The sequence below is a fragment of the Streptomyces sp. RB17 genome (genome assembly GCF_009604455.1).
Taxonomy (GTDB): Bacteria; Actinomycetota; Actinomycetes; order Streptomycetales; family Streptomycetaceae; genus Streptomyces.
The window spans coordinates 305940-322801 of record NZ_WEGL01000006.1 but is presented as its reverse complement, the minus strand read 5'-3'; the positions used below and the strand labels follow the sequence as shown (position 1 = coordinate 322801).

At 73.8% G+C, this 16862-nt stretch carries 11 protein-coding genes; 7 read left to right on the top strand and 4 right to left on the bottom strand.

The genetic code is table 11. From position 1 onward, the window contains the following. Position 1 precedes the first annotated feature (1 nt). Positions 2-928 (top strand): sirohydrochlorin chelatase, encoded by a 927-nt coding sequence (locus SRB17_RS26630; RefSeq protein ID WP_153542678.1) that lies wholly within the window; start codon positions 2-4, stop codon positions 926-928. Positions 929-1035: 107 nt separating this feature from the next. Here SRB17_RS26630 and SRB17_RS26625 read toward each other — a convergent pair whose 3' ends face one another. Next, positions 1036-2073 carry a lactonase family protein gene (locus SRB17_RS26625; RefSeq protein WP_323376271.1) on the bottom strand — a complete coding sequence of 346 codons (1038 nt, stop codon included), beginning with the start codon at positions 2071-2073 and terminating at the stop codon, positions 1036-1038. Between the two features lie 781 nt (positions 2074-2854). Next, a complete protein-coding gene (locus SRB17_RS26620; RefSeq protein WP_323376270.1) occupies positions 2855-4339 on the bottom strand; it encodes an FUSC family protein in 1485 nt (494 codons plus the stop codon). Positions 4340-4588: 249 nt separating this feature from the next. Between SRB17_RS26620 and SRB17_RS26615 the strand changes: the two genes are divergently transcribed. The 3 genes from SRB17_RS26615 (at position 4589) to SRB17_RS26605 (ending at position 7358) form a co-directional block, all read left to right on the top strand. Then, the gene (locus SRB17_RS26615; protein WP_153542675.1) at positions 4589-5065 is read left to right on the top strand and encodes an Lrp/AsnC family transcriptional regulator; all 477 of its coding nucleotides are present in this window, start codon (positions 4589-4591) and stop codon (positions 5063-5065) included. Positions 5066-5085: 20 nt separating this feature from the next. Next, positions 5086-5781: an HAD family hydrolase gene (locus SRB17_RS26610; RefSeq protein ID WP_153542674.1), complete on the top strand. Its 696-nt coding sequence runs from the start codon at positions 5086-5088 to the stop codon at positions 5779-5781. Positions 5782-5894: 113 nt separating this feature from the next. Then, positions 5895-7358, top strand: a complete 1464-nt coding sequence (locus SRB17_RS26605; RefSeq protein ID WP_153542673.1) for an MFS transporter — start codon at positions 5895-5897, stop codon at positions 7356-7358. Between the two features lie 586 nt (positions 7359-7944). Here SRB17_RS26605 and SRB17_RS26600 read toward each other — a convergent pair. Then, complete coding sequence (locus tag SRB17_RS26600; protein ID WP_323376269.1) at positions 7945-8706, bottom strand: LysR family substrate-binding domain-containing protein; 762 nt, start codon at positions 8704-8706, stop codon at positions 7945-7947. 82 nt (positions 8707-8788) lie between these two features. Here SRB17_RS26600 and SRB17_RS26595 point away from each other — a divergent pair, with 82 nt between their 5' ends. The 3 genes from SRB17_RS26595 (at position 8789) to SRB17_RS26585 (ending at position 12717) form a co-directional block, all read left to right on the top strand. Continuing rightward, a complete protein-coding gene (locus SRB17_RS26595; RefSeq protein ID WP_153542671.1) occupies positions 8789-9190 on the top strand; it encodes a DUF5997 family protein in 402 nt (133 codons plus the stop codon). A gap of 804 nt (positions 9191-9994) precedes the next feature. Then, the gene (locus SRB17_RS26590; RefSeq protein WP_323376268.1) at positions 9995-10786 is read left to right on the top strand and encodes a helix-turn-helix transcriptional regulator; all 792 of its coding nucleotides are present in this window, start codon (positions 9995-9997) and stop codon (positions 10784-10786) included. A gap of 185 nt (positions 10787-10971) precedes the next feature. Then, on the top strand, positions 10972-12717 hold the full coding sequence (locus tag SRB17_RS26585; RefSeq protein ID WP_323376267.1) for a hypothetical protein: 1746 nt from the start codon (positions 10972-10974) through the stop codon (positions 12715-12717). Here the strand turns inward: SRB17_RS26585 and SRB17_RS26580 are convergent. Then, the gene (locus SRB17_RS26580) at positions 12710-15139 is read right to left on the bottom strand and encodes an ATP-binding protein (protein WP_323376266.1); all 2430 of its coding nucleotides are present in this window, start codon (positions 15137-15139) and stop codon (positions 12710-12712) included. The genes SRB17_RS26585 and SRB17_RS26580 overlap by 8 nt on opposite strands. Between the last annotated feature and the right edge of the window lie 1723 nt (positions 15140-16862).

Below are 16862 nucleotides of genomic sequence, written 5' to 3'. Positions count from 1 at the left end.
CATGAGCACCCCCACTGGGCCCGAGTCCGGCCTGCCCGTACGAATGCCGCGACCCCGCCAGCCCGGACGGCACCGCCGACCGGAACCGCTGGTGGCTCCGGAGGGTGCGCCCGCGCTCACCCTCGCGGTGCCCGGTGCGCCCAGCGCCGCCACGCGTGCCCTCGCCGAGGAGGTCGTGAGCATCGCCCGCTCCGAGCTGCCCGGCCTGGACGCCCGGATCGGATACCTGGACGGGGACGACGCCGAGTACCCCACGCTCCGCTCCGTGCTCGTGCGCGCGGCCGAGGAGCGCACGGCCCGTTATGAGCAGGCCGTCGCCGCCGGGGTCGAGGGCGTCAAGCAGCCCGACGGCCCGGTCGCCGTCGTCGTCCCGCTGCTGGCCGGTCCGGACAGCTCCCTGCTGCGGCAGATCCGCCAGTCCGTGATGGACAGCCGGGTCGCCGCCGATCTGACCGACGTGCTCGGCCCGCACCCGCTGCTCGCCGAGGCGCTGCACGTGCGGCTGTCGGAGGCGAGCCTGGCCCGTGCCGACCGCGCGCGCCTGTTCACCGTGGCGACCGCCGCGGACGGCATCATCCTGGCGTCCGTGGGCGGAGAGGAGGCCGTACAGGCGGCCGGGATCACCGGCATGCTGCTCGCCGCGCGCCTCGCCGTGCCGGTGATGGCGGCGGCCCTGGACCAGGAGGGCTCGATCTCCTCCGTCGCCGAGCAGCTGCGTTCCTCGGGCTCGCAGCAGCTGGCACTCGCGCCGTATCTGATCGGCCCGGAGATCGACCCGGCGCTGCTGGCGGCGGCCGCCGAGGAGGCGGGCTGCGCCACGGCCGAGGCGCTCGGCGCGTACCCGGCCATCGGCAAGCTCGCCCTCGCCAAGTACACGACGACACTGGGCATCGCCCCGCAGCAGGCGCAGGGCATTCCGGTCCGCTGACCCCCGCCGCCACCTCGCGGCACCCGTACGGCGAAGGGCCCGCTCCCCACCCCGGAGCGGGCCCTTCGCCTTGCCGGAACGCCCTGCCCCGCGCGGCCTCAGCGGCCTCAGCCGAAGACGATGCAGGAGGCCGCGGTGACCGACACGGAGCCCTCGTAGCGGGGCAGCCCCGTCGCCTCGTCCACGGCGAACCACGTCACGTCGCCGGAGCGCTCGTTGGCCGCGTAGAGGAAGCCGTCGTGCTCGGCGAGCGCGCGCGGCCAGTGCCCGCCGCAGGGCACTGTGCCGATCAGCCGGAGCGACTCGCCCTCGACGGCGAGGATCGACAGGACGTCCTCGCCGCGGGTCGCGGTCCACACGAAACGGCCGTCGGGCGAGACCGCGATCCCGGACGGATAGGCGTCGCCGGCCGGGGCGCCGGGCAGCACGGGGACCTCGACCAGCGGTCTGAGGCAGCCGGCCTCGGCGTCCCACCGGCACACGGTGACGGTGGGGGTGAGTTCGTTGACGACGTAGGCGTGCGTGGCGTCCGGGTGGAAAGCCAGATGGCGGGGGCCGGAGCCGGGGCGCAGGGCGAACTCGCCGTGCACGGCGGGAACGCCGTCCTCCAGGGTGCAGATGCGCACCGAGTCCGTGCCGAGATCGACGCTGACGGCCCACCGGCCGCTCGGGTCGGGCTGCACCTGGTGGGCGTGCGGACCGCGTTGGCGCCGGTCGTGCGGGCCCGAGCCGGTGTGCTGGAGCCGCCCGGAGGGCTTGGCGGCGAGAGAGCCGTCCGGCCGCACGGGTACGGCGGTGACGCTGCCGCAGCCGTAGTTGGCCGTCAGCACATGGCCGGCGTACAGGCCGAGGTGGGTCGGTCCGCTGCCGTCGACCCGCACGGGTGGCCCCGCGGGTTCGGGCCGGCCGCCGTCGACGCGGTAAGCAGCGACGGCACCCTCGGCCGTCTCGCTGACCGCGTAGAGCGTCGCCCCGTCCGGCGCGAGAACCAGGTAGGACGGGTCGGGTACCTCGCTCACCGCGGTGCCGAGGAGGAGGGCGCCGCCCTCCGGCGCGACCTCGGCGGTCACGAGGCCGGGACCGCCCGCCGCCGTGAACGAGCCGATGAACGCCCGGCTCCTGCCGGACCTGCTGTCCTGTGCCACCGCTGTCCCCTCTCGGTCGAGCCCGTCCGGGGCCGACGGTAGCAGCGATCACGGCCGGTCTAGACCAAGGGCCGGGGCGTGGCCGGTGGTTCTTTCTCTCGCGGGAAGCGAACGGTTGCTGTGCGTGGTCCGATCATTGCCACAGGGGTCCGGTCATTGCAACGCCGGGTCTGATCATTGCCGGGGCCGGGACAACGCCGCACGGGCTCCGCAGGCACAGGTCACCCCACCGAGGCCCCGGTCACGGCCCCCGCACCGCCACGCAGGACCGTCACTGCCGGCCGGTCCAGCCCCTCACCACCTGCGTCCTCGCCGGTGCTCGGCTGAACCCCTCACCACCCGCGTCCCCCGCCGGTACTCGACTCAGCCCCTCACCACCCGCGCCCCCGCCGGTACTCGACTCAGCCCCTCACCACCCGCGCCCCCCGCCGGTGCTCGGCTGAACCCCTCACCACCCGCGTCCCCCGCCGGTGCTCGACTCAGCCCCTCACCACCCGCGCCCCCGCCGGTGCTCGACTCCCCACCACCCGCGCCCCGCACGTCGCCCGGATCAGCCCCCAACCATCCGCGCCCCGCACACACTGCCCGGCACAAGCCCCCATCCACCCGCGCCCCGCACACTGCCCCGATCAGCCCCACCATCCGGCGCCCCGCACGCCGCCCGGCACAAGCCCCCACCAACCGCACCCCCGCACGCCACCCGGCACAAGCCCCCACCAACCGCACCCCCGCACGCCACCCGGCACAAGCCCCCACCAACCGCACGCCCACACCGCCCGGCTCAAGCCCCAACCGGCCGTGACCCCGTCGGAGCACGCAGGGGCTCGGCCAGGTCGGTGAGGGCACGTTCCAGGCCGTGGAGGTGGGCCAGGGCGGGCTCGGCGGGGGGCTCGGCGGGGTTGTGGACGGGCTCCCGACGGCCTGCCGTAAGCGCCTCGACGGCCGACTCGACGCGCCAGCAGGCCGCGGCGAGGCGGGCGTCGTGCGACGCCTCGGGGTCGGCGGCGACGGCGACCAGGCCGTGTACCTCACGGGCGCAGTCGTCGAGGAGCGCCAGCACCCGGCGGGCGCGCCGCTTGCGGGCCGGCATCGGGTTCAGCGGGTGGACCAGCGGGGCCACGGCCAGCCGGACCCGGCCGAGCAGCTGCTCCAGTTCAGCGACGCGGGGCGCCGGGTCCGCCGTGCTGGAACCGGCGAGCCGGGCCGCGGCCTCGGCCGTACAGGCGTGTACGCAGCGCAGGGCGCGCTGGATCCAGGCGTCCGTGATCGCGTGGGTGGTCACCGGCAGGACGAACAGCACGGCGAGCGCGGCGCCGAGTGCCCCCACGCCGGTCTCGGCGAAACGCAGCGCGAGCAGGCCGGGGCTCAGGACGCCGAGGAGGCCGTAGAGCAGTTCGGCGAGCAGGGTGACCCAGAGCATCATCCAGGTGTAGGAGACGGCGGCCGTGTAGAAGATGCCGAAGACGGCGACGGTGACCAGGACGGCCGTCGGGACCGGCGCGCCGCCCACGGGAACGGCGACGAGGAAGCCGAGGCAGATGCCGATCACCGTGCCGAGGACCCGACGGAAGCCGCGTACCAGGGTCTCACCGCGCGAGGCGGTGTTGACGAAGATCCACCAGGTGGCGCCGACGGCCCAGTACCACCGCTGTCCGGACACCAGCTGGCCGACGACCAGCGCGAAGCCCGCGCCGGCGGTCGCCTGGACGGCCTGCCGCGTGGTCACCCGAGCCAAGCCGGGAGTGGGGGAAGGTACGACGGCCGGGGGCAGCCGGCGCTCGTAGCACCACACGCCGAAGCGCACCACGGCTGCGCTGAGCACCGACAGCAGGACGGCAGCGTACAGCTCGGGCAGCTGCGCCGGGGTGGCGTGCAGGAACTGGGCCACGAAGAAGGTCATGAAGGCGAACACACCGAGGCTGTGCCCGCGCGGCCCCCAGCGGCGCGCGTACACCCCGGCGCCGACGACGCCCAGGAACACGAGGTCGCGCGCAACGGGCACGGCGTGCAGCTCGGCCGCGGCGGCGAGCACCGGCACCCCCACGGCGGGCAGCAGTGCGGTGGTCACGGCCTGCCCGCGCACGGTCGCGTCGGCGACGGTGAACAGGGCGAGGAGAGCCGCGAGGCCGCCGGCGACCGCGCCGACGACGGACTGACCGGCGAGAAGGCAGACGACGACCGCGAGGCCGATGCCGAGGACGGCCCGCGCGGCGAAGCGCAACCGCGCCCGTCCCGGGTCCGGAGCCACGAACACCCTCTTCAGCACTGCTGCCCTCCCCATGGAAACCGATGGAAACCGGACGGAACACCGGCACAGAAAAGGCGCCGCGGGACTCCGCAGCGCCATCGACGCCTCCATGAGAGCATCACCGACGTCACTGGCTCAAGTGTGTCGCGAATCGCTGTGCCATTGGTGCAGCAGCGCACCGGTGGCCGCGTTCACGAAGAGCCAACGGACCAGTTCGAGGCCACAGGCGCACTTAGGCCGACTGAGCCATTGGTACAGTCGTCCATCATGGCCGTGGACGAACTCGACACCCGCATCCTGCGACTGCTCCTGGAACAGCCGCGCACCAGCGTGCGCGAATACGCCCGCATCCTCGGCGTCGCCCGCGGCACCCTCCAGGCGCGGCTTGACCGGCTGGAGCGGGACGGTGTGATCACCGGCACCGGCCCCTCCCTCTCCCCCGCCGCCCTGGGCCATCCGGTGCTGGCGTTCGTGCACATCGAGGTCACCCAGGGCCACCTGGACGACGTCGGGGACGCGCTGGCGGCCGTACCGGAGATCGTGGAGGCGTTCTCGATCACGGGCGGGGGCGATCTGCTCGCCCGGGTGGTGGGCCGGGACAACGCCCATCTGGAGGACATCATCCAGAAGCTGATCAGCCTGCCGGGCGTGGTGCGCACGCGTACCGAGGTGGCGCTGCGCGAGCGCGTCCCGCAGCGGCTGCTGCCCCTGGTGGAGTCGATCGGCCGGGCGACGCGCACCTGACCCTTGGCATGCTGGAGCGCATGAGCGATCTCGGCGGCCTCTCGGTCATCTTCGATCTCGACGGAACGCTGGTGGACAGCGAACCGAACTACTACGAGGCGAGCCGGCAGACCCTGGCCGGGCACGGCGTCCCGGACTTCACCTGGGCGGACAACGAGGCCTACGTCGGCATCGGCAACCAGGACGCGACGCGGCTCTGGGCAGAGCGCTACGGCCTGAGCACGCCGGCCGAGGACCTGCTCGCCGAGCTGAACCGGCGATACCTGGAGATCGCCCGGACCCGTACACCCGTGTACCCGGAGATGCGGAAGTTCGTGGAACTCCTGGCCGCCGACGGGGTACCGATGGCGGTCGCGTCCGGGTCCTCCCCGGAGGCGATCGAGGCGATCCTCGCAGGCACGGGCCTGGGCACCTGCCTGCGTACGGTGGTGTCCGCCGAGGAGGTGCCGCACGGCAAGCCGGCCCCCGACGTGTTGCTGGAGGCGGCCCGCCGGCTCGGCGCGGACCCCGGGGACTGCGTGGTCCTGGAGGACGCGGCACCGGGCGCGGCCGCCGCCCACGCGGCCGGCATGCGCTGCATCGCGATCCCGTACGTGGCCGCCCAGGCCGACATGCCCGAGTTCGCCACGGCGACCCTTCTGCTGCGCGGCGGCCAGACGGAGTTCACGGCACAGTCGGCGTACGCCTGGCTCCGGGCCATGGCGCGGTCCCGCTGAGCGGCACCGGCACCGGTCAGCCCGTTCCTCGACGCGGTCGGGGGTGGGGCAGGGTGTCCCGCCCTGGACGTTCCTGCCGTGCGCGGGAGGCGGTGGCTGCCTAGCGTGATCCCATGACCACAGACCGGGCCGGGCCGGCCCCGCACGACCGACGGTGGAAAGCGCTCGCCGTCTGCCTGACCGCGGCCTTCATGACCTTGCTGGACACCTCGATCGTGAACGTGGCGCTGCCCTCGGTGGAGCACGGACTGGGCGCCAGCACGGCCGAGCTGTCGTGGGTGATGTCCGGGTACGCCCTCACCCTCGGCCTGGCCCTGGTCCCGGCGGGGCGACTCGGCGACATGCGCGGACGGCGCCAGACCTTTCTGACCGGGCTCGCGCTGTTCACGCTCGCCTCGGCGGCCTGCGGGCTGTCCACCGGCGCAGCCTGGCTGGTGCTGTTCCGGCTGGTCCAGGGAGCGTCGGCGGGCCTGATCGCGCCGCAGACCTCGGCGCTGATCCAGCAGATGTTCCAGGGCGCGGATCGGGCCCGCGCGTTCGGCATGATGGGCAGCACCATCGGCATCTCCACGGCGGTCGGCCCGCTCGCGGGCGGCCTGCTGATCCAGGCGGCCGGCGGCCCCGACGCCTGGCGCTGGGTGTTCTACGTCAACCTGCCCATCGGGTTGGCCGCCTTCTGCGCGGCGCTGCGGCTGCTGCCCCACTCCCCCGGCTCGCCGGGCAAGCGCGAGTGCTTCGACGTTCCGGGTGTCCTGCTCCTCGGCTGCGGTGTGCTCGGGCTGATGCTGCCCCTGGTACAGGAACAGCAGTGGCACGGACGGCTGAAGTGGGCCCTGCTCCCCGTGGGCGCCGGGCTGCTGGCCGCGTTCTGGGCATGGGAGCGGCGCCAGGGGCGGCGGGGCCGGGCACCGCTGGTCGACCTGCGGCTCTTCTCGCTGCGCTCCTTCTCGCTGGGCGCGCTGCTGAGCCTGGTGTACTTCGGCGGCTTCACGACGCTGTTCTTCGTCTACACGTTGTTCCTGCAGAACGGCATGGGCTACGGCGCGCTGGCGGCGGGCCTGTCGTCCATGCCGTTCGCGGCGGGCTCGGCGGTCGGTGCCGCTGCGGGCGGCCGGCTGGTGGTGCGCTTCGGACGCAAGCTGGTCATCGCCGGGCTGTGCACGGTGGCGGCGGGGATGCTCGGCGTCCTCGCGGCCGTGCACTGGGCCCCGGGGCGAGGCGTGGCCTGGGCGGCGGCGCTTCCGCTGCTCGTCGCCGGCATCGGCTCCGGCCTGACCGTCTCCCCCAACACCACGCTCACCCTGTCCCTCGTGCCCGTGCGGCGGGGCGGGGCCGCCGGCGGGGTACTCCAGACCGCCCAGCGCATCGGCTCGGCGGCCGGTGTCGCCGTGGTCGGCTCGGTGTACTTCGCCCACCTGGCCAACGACGACAGCCCCGCGACCGCGCTCCAGTACGGCCTGCTCACCTCGGTCGGCATCATCCTGCTGGCCCTCTGCCTGGCCTTCGCCGACCTGCGGGAACGCCGCGTCCGTCCCCAGCCGGAGCAGCGGAGGGAGACGGCGCGGGAGAGGGTGTAGGGGCCGGTGGGCGGACGGGGCGCGGAGGGCCATGTCTGCACGGCGCCAGGTGCAAGGGTCGGGCGAGGCGAGGAAAACCATAACGGCACGACGCCGACTCCAAGGCGGGGCGGGGAGCGCCGACCATACCGGTACGGCACCGGCTGCAGGGCGGGGCGCCGCGGACCATATCGGCACGACGCCGACTGCGGGGCGGCGCGCGGCGGACCATATCGGGCACGACGCCGACTGCGGGGCGTGCGGCGCGGAGCGCGGTGGCGGCGGCGAGCGTCTCGGCGAGGACGCGGGATGCGGTCGGGTTGCCACAAGCCGGTGTCGCCGCAAGCCGGTTGCCGCGGGCCGGTTACCGCTGCCCGCTACCGCCACAAACCGGTCAACGCGGGCCGGTTACCGCCGCCCCCCTACTACCACAAACCGGTTACAGCCGACTGGTGCCGCCGCCCGGTCACCGCAAGCCGGTTGCCGTGAGCCGGTCACCGCCGCACGGTCGGCGCCGCCCGGTCGCCGCGAGCCGGTCACCGCCACCCAGGCCCGGCATCGACCGTACGAAATGGGGCGCACGGCAACCGCCGCCGCACCGCCCCCCTCACGACCTCCGGCGTGGCTTGCCCCGCTTGGGAGTCTGCTTGGTCCCCGCCGTGCGGGCGCGCGGGGTCCGGCCCGTCGGCTTCGGTGCCGCCTTCTGCCGGGTGCCGGTCGGCTCGGAGCGCTTCCGTTGCTGCTCGGCCGGAGGCTTCGTACGGCCCCGGGTGCTGTTGGCGGTGCGGCCGCGGACGATGCCGATGAGGTCCTCCACCAGGTCGGTGGTGGCCTCCTCCGGCCAGGACAGGGCGACGCCGGACTGCGGGGCGTCGGTGACGGGGCGGTACGTGAGGTCCTTGCGGTGGTGGAGGCGCGCCAGGGACTGCGGGACGACCAGGAGGCCGACGTTCGCGGCCACCAGCTCGATCGCGTCCGCTGTCGTCACGGGGCGCTCGAAGGCGGGTTCGCCGGGCGGACTGTCCCAGCCGAGGACGTCGTCCAGGGGATGGAAGAGCACCTCGTCGGCGAGGTCGGCCATGGTCACCTCGTCCGCCGCCGTGATCAGGTGGTCCTTGGGGACGACGACCACCGTGGTCTCGGTGTAGAGGGGGATCGCGCTGAAGAACGTACGGTCCACCGGGAGCCGTACGAAGCCCGCGTCGGCCTCGCCCGCGCGCAGCACCTCGGGCGCCTGAGCGGCCGGGACCTGGACGAGAGTGAGCGGGATGTCCGGCAGACGCTCGTTCCAGATCCTCACCCATTTGGCGGGCGTCACTCCGGGTACGTACGCGAGCCGGAACGACGGTGATTCCTCCGAGCCTGTCACCAGGCCAGGTTACCGGCCGTGGCCTGCCCTCCGTCACCGGCCGTGGTCAGCGGCCCGGCACACGGCCGATACCCTTGACCTCATGAGTTCGCAGCAGAGCACCCAGACGATGAAGCCCGCGACCGCGGCGAAGAAGCTGGGTGTGTACCTCCCCGCCACCCCCGCCTCGTTCCAGGAGGGCGTCGTCACGCGCGCCGAGCTGAACGAGCTGCAGGCGAACCCGCCGGAGTGGCTGAGTGAGCTGCGGCGCAACGGCCCCCACCCGCGTCCGGTGGTCGCCGCGAAGCTCGGCGTGTCCATCGCCGGTCTCGCGCGCGGCGGGGTCACCGAGCCGCTGACGACCGAGCAGATCGAGGCGCTCAAGCAGGAGCGGCCCGAGTGGCTGGAGAAGGAGCGCGCCACCCAGGCCGAGGTCCGCAAGGAGGCCGCGCGGATCAACCAGCTGAAGAAGGAGAAGCAGGAGCGGGCCGCCGGGCGCGACTGATCCTTCCCCCCTCTCCGGTTTCCGGGCTTTGCCGCTCTCCGGCCTTTCCGGGTCTCCGGTTTCTCGAACGGCCTTTCCAGAACCGTTTTTGGGACAACCTGCGTCTGCCGGCCGCCCGGGGCGCCACGCTCCGGGTCGTCGCCCGGCTCACCCCGGCCCCGCACCCCCGCGCCCAGCTCCTCGCCACCGAGCATCCGGCGCAGTCCGGTGCGCGGGTCGACGTGGGCCTGGACCGGCTGCAGCGCGCGGACCTGCCCACCGCGCCCGCGTCCCCGGCGCAGGCGGCGCCGAGTGCCGAGCAGGCTCCCATCCATCTGCTGCGCCGCCGCGTCCAGCGGGCGGTCTCGAGCGGCCGGTGGGTGCTGTCCTTCCCCGGCGACACGGCCGCCGACGCCCGGCGGCCGGGCCGGCCACGGCGGCCGGTCTGCTGGAGGAACTGCACGCGGTGCCAGCGGAACGCTCCCGCGATGTGTGCGGCCGCCTCCTGCCGGCGGACCCGTACCGCTTCGCCCGCGTCTGGCCGGCGGCCGCCTGCTACACCGAGGAGGTGGACCGCGTGCTCTGCGTCGCAGCCTGGCCGGAACAGCGCGAAAGACCCCCGGCCGGAGTGAGGGGGCGAAGGGAGGGGAAAGGCACGACACCGGACGGGCCGCCGTTCCCCCGTGTCGGCGGCCCGCCGGACGTCCGTCCGCACAGGCCGGTGCCGCCGGGTTGAAGTGTGCGACACGCTGTGCCGCGGGGGTATGCGTAGAAGTACGTATGCGGAGGGGCAGGGCGCGCGGCGAGGCAACGGGAGAGGACCAGGTGGGGCTGGACAGGGCCTACGAACGCATGACGGCGGTCGCCGTGGCGGCGCTGCACGAACGACGACCCGCGCACCTGTGGCCGATGCTCGCCGGTGCCCTGGCGGACCTGTGCGGCGGCGAGGCGGTCATCCACAAACGCGACGACTGGAACGAGCACGCGGGCACGATCGGTGCGGCACCCGACGCTGCCGCCGCCGAGCTGGAGCGGCTCGGGGAAGCGGACCTGGCCCTGCTCCGCGCGGGCTATCCGTTCGCCCGCCATTACGCGGACAGGACCGACCGGATGCCCGTCACCGCCCAGCGGACGGCGGGGCGGCGCTGGCCGGACAGTCCCACGGCGCGTCTGCTCGGCCAGGCCCTCGACGTGGACCACGTGCTCGGCGTACCGCTCGCCGACAGCACCGCCCCGGTCACCGGGTGCCTGGTCTATCGGTCCGGTACGGACTTCACCGACGACCAGCTCGTCATGGCGGAGCGCGCACAGCCGCTGCTGGCGGCCGTCGAGCGGCAGCGGCAGCTGCTGGAGGAGTGGCGGCGCGGGCTTGGCCCGGGCGGAGCGCCGGACGAACGGGCGGCGGACTGTGCGCTGACGCCGCGCGAGACGACCGTCCTGTTGCTGCTCACCGAGGCGCTCACCGCCGACGCCATCGGCCGTCGCCTCGGCATCTCCGTCCGTACGGTGCACAAGCACGTCGAGAACATCTACCGCAAGCTGGGCACCCGCGACCGGCTCGGCACCGTACTGCGAGCCCAGCAACTCGGTCTGGTGCCGTCGCCCGGCCCACCCTGAGCCTGGGCCCGGCCCGCGTGATTCGTTACCGTGGTGCGGTCCGCCGGAGCCGAGCCGATCTGAAGGGTTGTCAGCCAACGTGTCACGTGATACGGCGACGGTCCCGCGAACCGCGAACCGCGAACCGCGAACCGCGAACCGCGAACCGCGAACCGCGAACCGCGTGGGGCTCGGGCGGGGACGTGGTGTCCGGTAGCCCCTCCGGCGGTTTCCTACGCGTCCCTGTAGGCCCCGACGCCCACCGCTGGCGTACCTTCCCCGCCGAGCGGACGCTCGTCGTCGCCGCGCGCACCGTCACCTCCACGGTGCGCGTGCTGGAGGCGCTGCCCGCGCTGGTCCGCGACGACCCCCGAGTGAGCGTCGTCTTCGCCCACGACCCCACCTCCGCGTTCGCCGACGGGGTGCGGGAGATCCTCCGGGACTCCGGATGCCGGGTCATGCCCTGGGACCAGCTGGCGCACATAGGCCCTGATCTCGTCCTCACGGCCAGCGAGAACGTGGACATACCGGAGGGCGACTGCCCGGTGCTGGTGCTGCCGCACGGCGTGGGCTTCCAGAAGCGGGTCCCGGACGCGCGCGGGGCGCACGACCGGCTGTCCGGGCTCGTCCCCGACGCGCTGCTGGAGTCCGGCCGGGCCTGGCTCGCCGTATCGCACCCGGACCAGGAACGACAGCTCCTCGCCGCGCACCCGAAGACCGCCGGCCGCACCCTGCTGCTGGGCGACCCCTGCTACGACGAACTGCTCGCCGCCCGGGCCCGCAGGGACGCCTACCGGCGGGCGCTCGGTGTCGCCGAGGGCCTGCGGCTCGTCGTGATCAGCTCCACCTGGGGGCCGACCTCCCTGCTCGGCCGGCATCCGGATCTGCCGGTCCGACTGCTGGGCGCGCTCCCCCACGACGCCTACCGGGTCGCGGCCGTGGTCCACCCCAATGTCTGGGCGGCACACGGGGCGTGGCAGATCCGTGCGCTCCAGGCCTCGGCGCTCGACGCGGGCCTGCTGGTGATGCCGCCCGTGCACGCCTGGCGGCCGGCACTCGTCGCGGCGGACGTGGTGATCGGCGACCACGGCTCGGTGACCCTGTACGGCGCCGCGCTCGGCCATCCGGTGCTGCTCGGCGCGTTCGGCGCCGACGCGGTACCGGGGACGGCCGCGCACGATCTGGCGGACGTGACACCGCGCCTGGATCCCGGCGGCGATCTGGCGGCTCAGGTCGAGGACGCCGTACGCGACCACGCCCCCGAGCGGTACGCCCGGATGACACGGCGGGCCTTCGCCGACTCGGGCCGGGCATCGGCGCGGCTCCGCGCGGCCGTCTACGAGTTGCTGGATCTTCCCGAGCCGGTCTCCGCGCCCCCGCCGGACCTGCTGCTGCCCGTGCCGGAACAGGCGGCCGGGTCCGTCACCTCCTGGCTGGTCGTCACCGAGGCCGCCGAGGCGCCGGCCGGTCCGGTCGTGTCGGTGCGCCGGTATCCGGCCGACGCACGGGCCTACGCGCACGGCGGACCGGCGGCCGAGGAAGAGGGCCTCGCGGCGGCGCCGTACCGCTTCGCGCATCTGGCCTGTTCGGACGCGGAACGCGACCGCCGACTGCTGGAGAGCGCCTCGGTGATCGAGCGGGCCGACCGGGCCGGATCGGTTCCCGAGGCGCTGCGCTGGATCCGTGACACCCTGGCGCGGCTGCCCGGCGGTCTGCTGGCCGCCTGCGCGGTGCGGGGCGGTGGCCATCTGGTGGGGCTGCGCGACGGCCGGGTGGTCGAGGCGGCGGTGACCGGACCGGCGACGTCGCCCGGGCTCGCCGCGGCGATCGTCTACGCCCGGCTGCGGCAGGGTCTTCCGCCGGGCGAGGCGCTGCTGACCCTGCGGATCGCCGGGGTGCGGGACGAGGACGTCGTACTCCGCCCGCGCCCCGCGTCCTCGCGTCTCAGCTGAGGTCCCTCAGCCGGCGGCGCACGTCGTCCGCGCGCCGGTTGCCGTTCGCCTCGTGGATCTCGAGGGCACGGGTCAGCCACGCGCGCACCCGGTCCGAGTGGCGGCCGGTGTGCTGCGCGAGGTCGGCGAGTTGCTCCCGCGCGTCGGCCTCGTAGCTGTACGCACGCCGCTCCTGGAGGGTGCCGGCCGCCGTCTCCAGGGCGCGGAAGGCCTCGTCGAACTCGTCGCGGCGGGCGTGGGCCCGGCCGATGGCGAGGAGGGCGCGGGCCGCCATCCGCTCGTCGGGCTCGGGGAGGTTCAGCAGGTCCGCGCGTGCCCGGCCGAGCAGGGTGAGGGCCTGCTCGTGCTCCCCCTGGGCGTCGAGCGCCGAGCCCAGGAAGAGCAGGGCCAGGGCTTCGCCGCGCCGGTCCCCGGCGCGGCGGTTGAGGTCGAGGCAGTAGCGGTACGTCTGCACGGCCCGGGCCGGTTCGAAGAGGTCGAGGTGGCGGCCGTAGAACTCCTGGACGGAGGCGCGCAGCAGCAGGCGGTCAGTGGGCTCGGCGAGCGCGACGGCGCGCTCCAGTTCGCTGCGGGCGCGGTCGTGTTCGCCGAGGTCGGTGAGCGGGCGCGAGAGCAGGCTGCGCAGCCGGGCCTCGCCGGCACGGGCCTCGGCCGCGAGGTCGGCGGGGGTGGCAGGGTCGGCGGCCAGCGCGGCAGCGGCCTCGCTGCCCAGGCTCAGGGACTCCTTCCAGGCGCCGAGGTGGCGGTGGTGCAGGAACAGCACGGTGAACGCCTCGGCCAGCGGCCAGGCCAGGGCGTACAGGCGGTGGCGTACGGCCGCGCGCAGGACGGCGAGGACCGCGGGGCACTCGGCGTCGAGCCAGGTCAGCGGGGCGGGGCCACCGGGTGCGGAGAAGGGATCGGCCGCCCCCGCCAGCAGCTCGGTCAGATCGGCGACGCGCAGTCGGTCCGCGCGTTGCGCCCGGTCGGCGAGGGCCGAGAGGACGAGGTAGTGCGTGGTCAGCCGCTCGACGAGGGCGCGCTCCTCGGCGGGCCGTTCCTCGGCCACGGCACGCTCGCGGGCATACAGGCGGACGAGGTCGTGGACGCGGTAGCGGCCGTCGCGGTCGACCTCCAGCAGGCTCGCGGCGGTCAGTTCGCGCAGCAGCCGCCTGGCCGTGCGGCGGTCCACACCCGCGGCGGCGGCCGCGACCGACTCGTCGAACAGTCCCGAGGGCAGCCAGCCCAGCAGGCGGAACATCCGGGCGGGGCCGGGCGGCAGCAGCCGGTAGGAGGGGCCGAGGACGGCCGACAGCGAGTGGTCGCCGCCGGGCAGGGAGATGCCCTCCAGCCGTTCGCTCTCGTCCTCCAGTTCCTGGGCCAGGTACGTCAGGCTCGGCGCGTCGCCGGTGGTCAGCCGGGTCGCCACGATGCGCAGCGCCACCGGCAGTCCGCCGCACAGTGCCACCAGGCGTCCGGCCGCGCCGGGTTCGGCCGCGACCACATCGTCTCCGCACTGGTCGCTCAGCAGCTTCAGGCCGCCGTGTGCGTCGAGGGGCTTCAGGTCGATGAGTTCGGCGCCGTCCTGGGCGACGAGTTCGCCGAGCTTGCTGTGGCTGGTGACCATGACGGTGCTGCCGGGACCCGTGGGGATCAGCGCTCGCACCTGGGAGGCCAGGGTGACGTTGTCGATGAGGACGAGCATGCGCCGGCCTCGGGAGTGGGTCTCGTACTGCCGCCGCAGCTCCTCGAACCGCTCGGAGACATGGGCATCGCTCCCCAGCACGGCCCGCAGGATCGAGGCGAGGGCCTGTGAGGTCTCGGCGGGGCCCATGGCCGCGCCGACGGCGGACTCGTCGCGCAGGGCGGCGTAGTCGACGTAGAAGAGGCCGTCGGGGAAGTGCTCGCGCCGGGTGTCGGCCCAGCGGCAGGCGAGCGCCGTCTTGCCCACCCCGGGCAGCCCGGCGAGGACGGCGAGCCGCACCCTGTCGGGTTCCCCGCACAGGCTGTTCATCCGGTCGAGCTCGGCGACCCGGTTGCTGAACGTGCCGGTCAGGGCGGGGAGATGGTCGGGTTGCGCACCGGGCACCGCCGGTGCGGCAGGACGGACGTCGAAGGCGATGTCGTACGACGTTCCCGGCAGCACCTCGGCCAGCAGCCAGCGCAGTTCCCCCGCCGCCTCGGGGTCGTCCTCGAGGATGCGGAGCAGCCGCCGCTCCCAGTCGGCGGCGACCCGGTCCGCCGCGCCCTCCTCGTCACCGCTCTGCCGGGCCGCCTCCAACTCCTCGCGCGCGACGTCAAGTTCACCGTCCTCGCCGCGCCGCGAGAGCCAGCGGGTGAACCGCCGGCTCCCGTGCTTCATCTTCTGCCAGGCGTCCGTGACCATGAGCCCGACCAGAGCCGTGGCCCCTTGCGCGGCGAGCGTCCCCAACTCGGCTTCCACCAAGCCCCCTTACGTCGTCCAGCGGCCCCGGGACAGGCGGATCCCACCGTAGAAGGATCTTCGCCGGATTCCCAGTCGGCACCACCGGAGCCGACGTCATCACGCCGGGTGGACGAGCGGATCGACGCGCCGGACGCCGTGGTGATCGACGCGACCGACCGGCTCGTACTGGCCCCGAACACGCTGACGCCGCCGTCGTGGCACTGCGGGTCGCCGGACCGGTCGATCTTCTGCTACCGCGCGGGCCGGGGCACCAGCGAAACCCGATCGACGCAGAGGTCCGCCGCGCCCGCTCCGGCCTTCCAGGGAATGGCCTGGTCACCCTGGTGCTGGGGCTGTGCGGGCGATCCTCTCCGCCGGCCATCCCGGCCGGGGCGACACGGTTCTCGTCGCACGGCCACGTGGTCAAACGCGACAGCGTGCCGCCTGACCGTGCGGGATGCCGCCACGCGGGAGCCCGCGCGGCGGCAACTTCGCCCTCGCAGTCGCGGACGGCGCTCGGCACGCGGCAGCAGTCGCACGCCGACCATGACGGCCACGCCCAGGACGATCTTGATCAGGCCAGGAAACTCAGTCGAACTGGGTCAGCCACGGCCGTTGACGGCTCGCCACAGTCGAGACACGTCATGGACCTGAGGGCAGCTCGGCGATGGTGCTGTGTTCGCCTCCCGGCACTCCGGGAACGTAGGCGGACACCGGGTCACTGGGCCGCAGCCTGCCGTCCTGGGCGAGGAGGAGGATCAGAGGGTGCTCATGCCAGCGACCCTCGTGCTCGGCGGTGCGGCACCGTGGCCAGGGTCCTGCACAGTGACTTTATTGCCTTTCGACACATCTGCCTTTCGATACATCTGCCTTTCGACACATTTGAGGGACCGGGCGCCACAGTCGTACCTGAGCGCACAGGTTTGGGAGAGCACCCAGCGGGCCAACATCGTGACGCCGAGCAGGGCGCCGACGCAGGCCGCCGCGAGCGCGCCCAGGACGCCGATGACGATCAGCCAGGCGGATCCATGGTCCAGAAAGAGCCCAAGCCCACCGGCGAGAGATGCCGATGCCCTGCATATGCATTCGCGGTGATTCGGTGAAGGAATAAATGAGGAGCGCGTTCGAATTCACGGGCACTCCATGTTCTTCACGGAATGCATTGCGTGGATTGGGGTGGGGAGGTCCGTTCTCACAGTCGGGTAGGGGGCGAATATGAGGCAATGAAACGGGCGATTAACTGACGCGTAGCGGCCGGGAATCCTCGTCCCGCTCCACTCCTGGGCACTGCCTTTCACGCACAGCGTCAGGAGGGGCCATGTCCTTGTTCGCCAGGGCGTCCTGGCCGGGAGATCATCGCGACGAGATCGTGGCCGGTGCCCTGGTCGCGGCGGTGATCGTCGTACTCGGGTACGCGTCCGGCATCGGCGCGCCCCCACCCGTGGCCTTCGACGCAGCCGCACCGCCGGCAGCACCGGCTCCGTCGACCTCCGTCAGCCCGTCGCCGGGGACGACTTCCGGGGATCCCGACAACCCGGGCGGCGATATGGGCGCCGGTTCTGCTGGGGATTCCTGGGCCGGAGACGGCGGTGCCGGAATTCCGATCGCAAGCGACACATCGTCCGGCGACGGGCACGGTGGGCAGGCGGCAGGCGGCGCAGACGGAGGCCAGATGCCGATGCCCGGGCCCTCCGATCCGGCATCGCATTCCCCCTCACCGAAGCCTTCCCCCAGTCCTTCT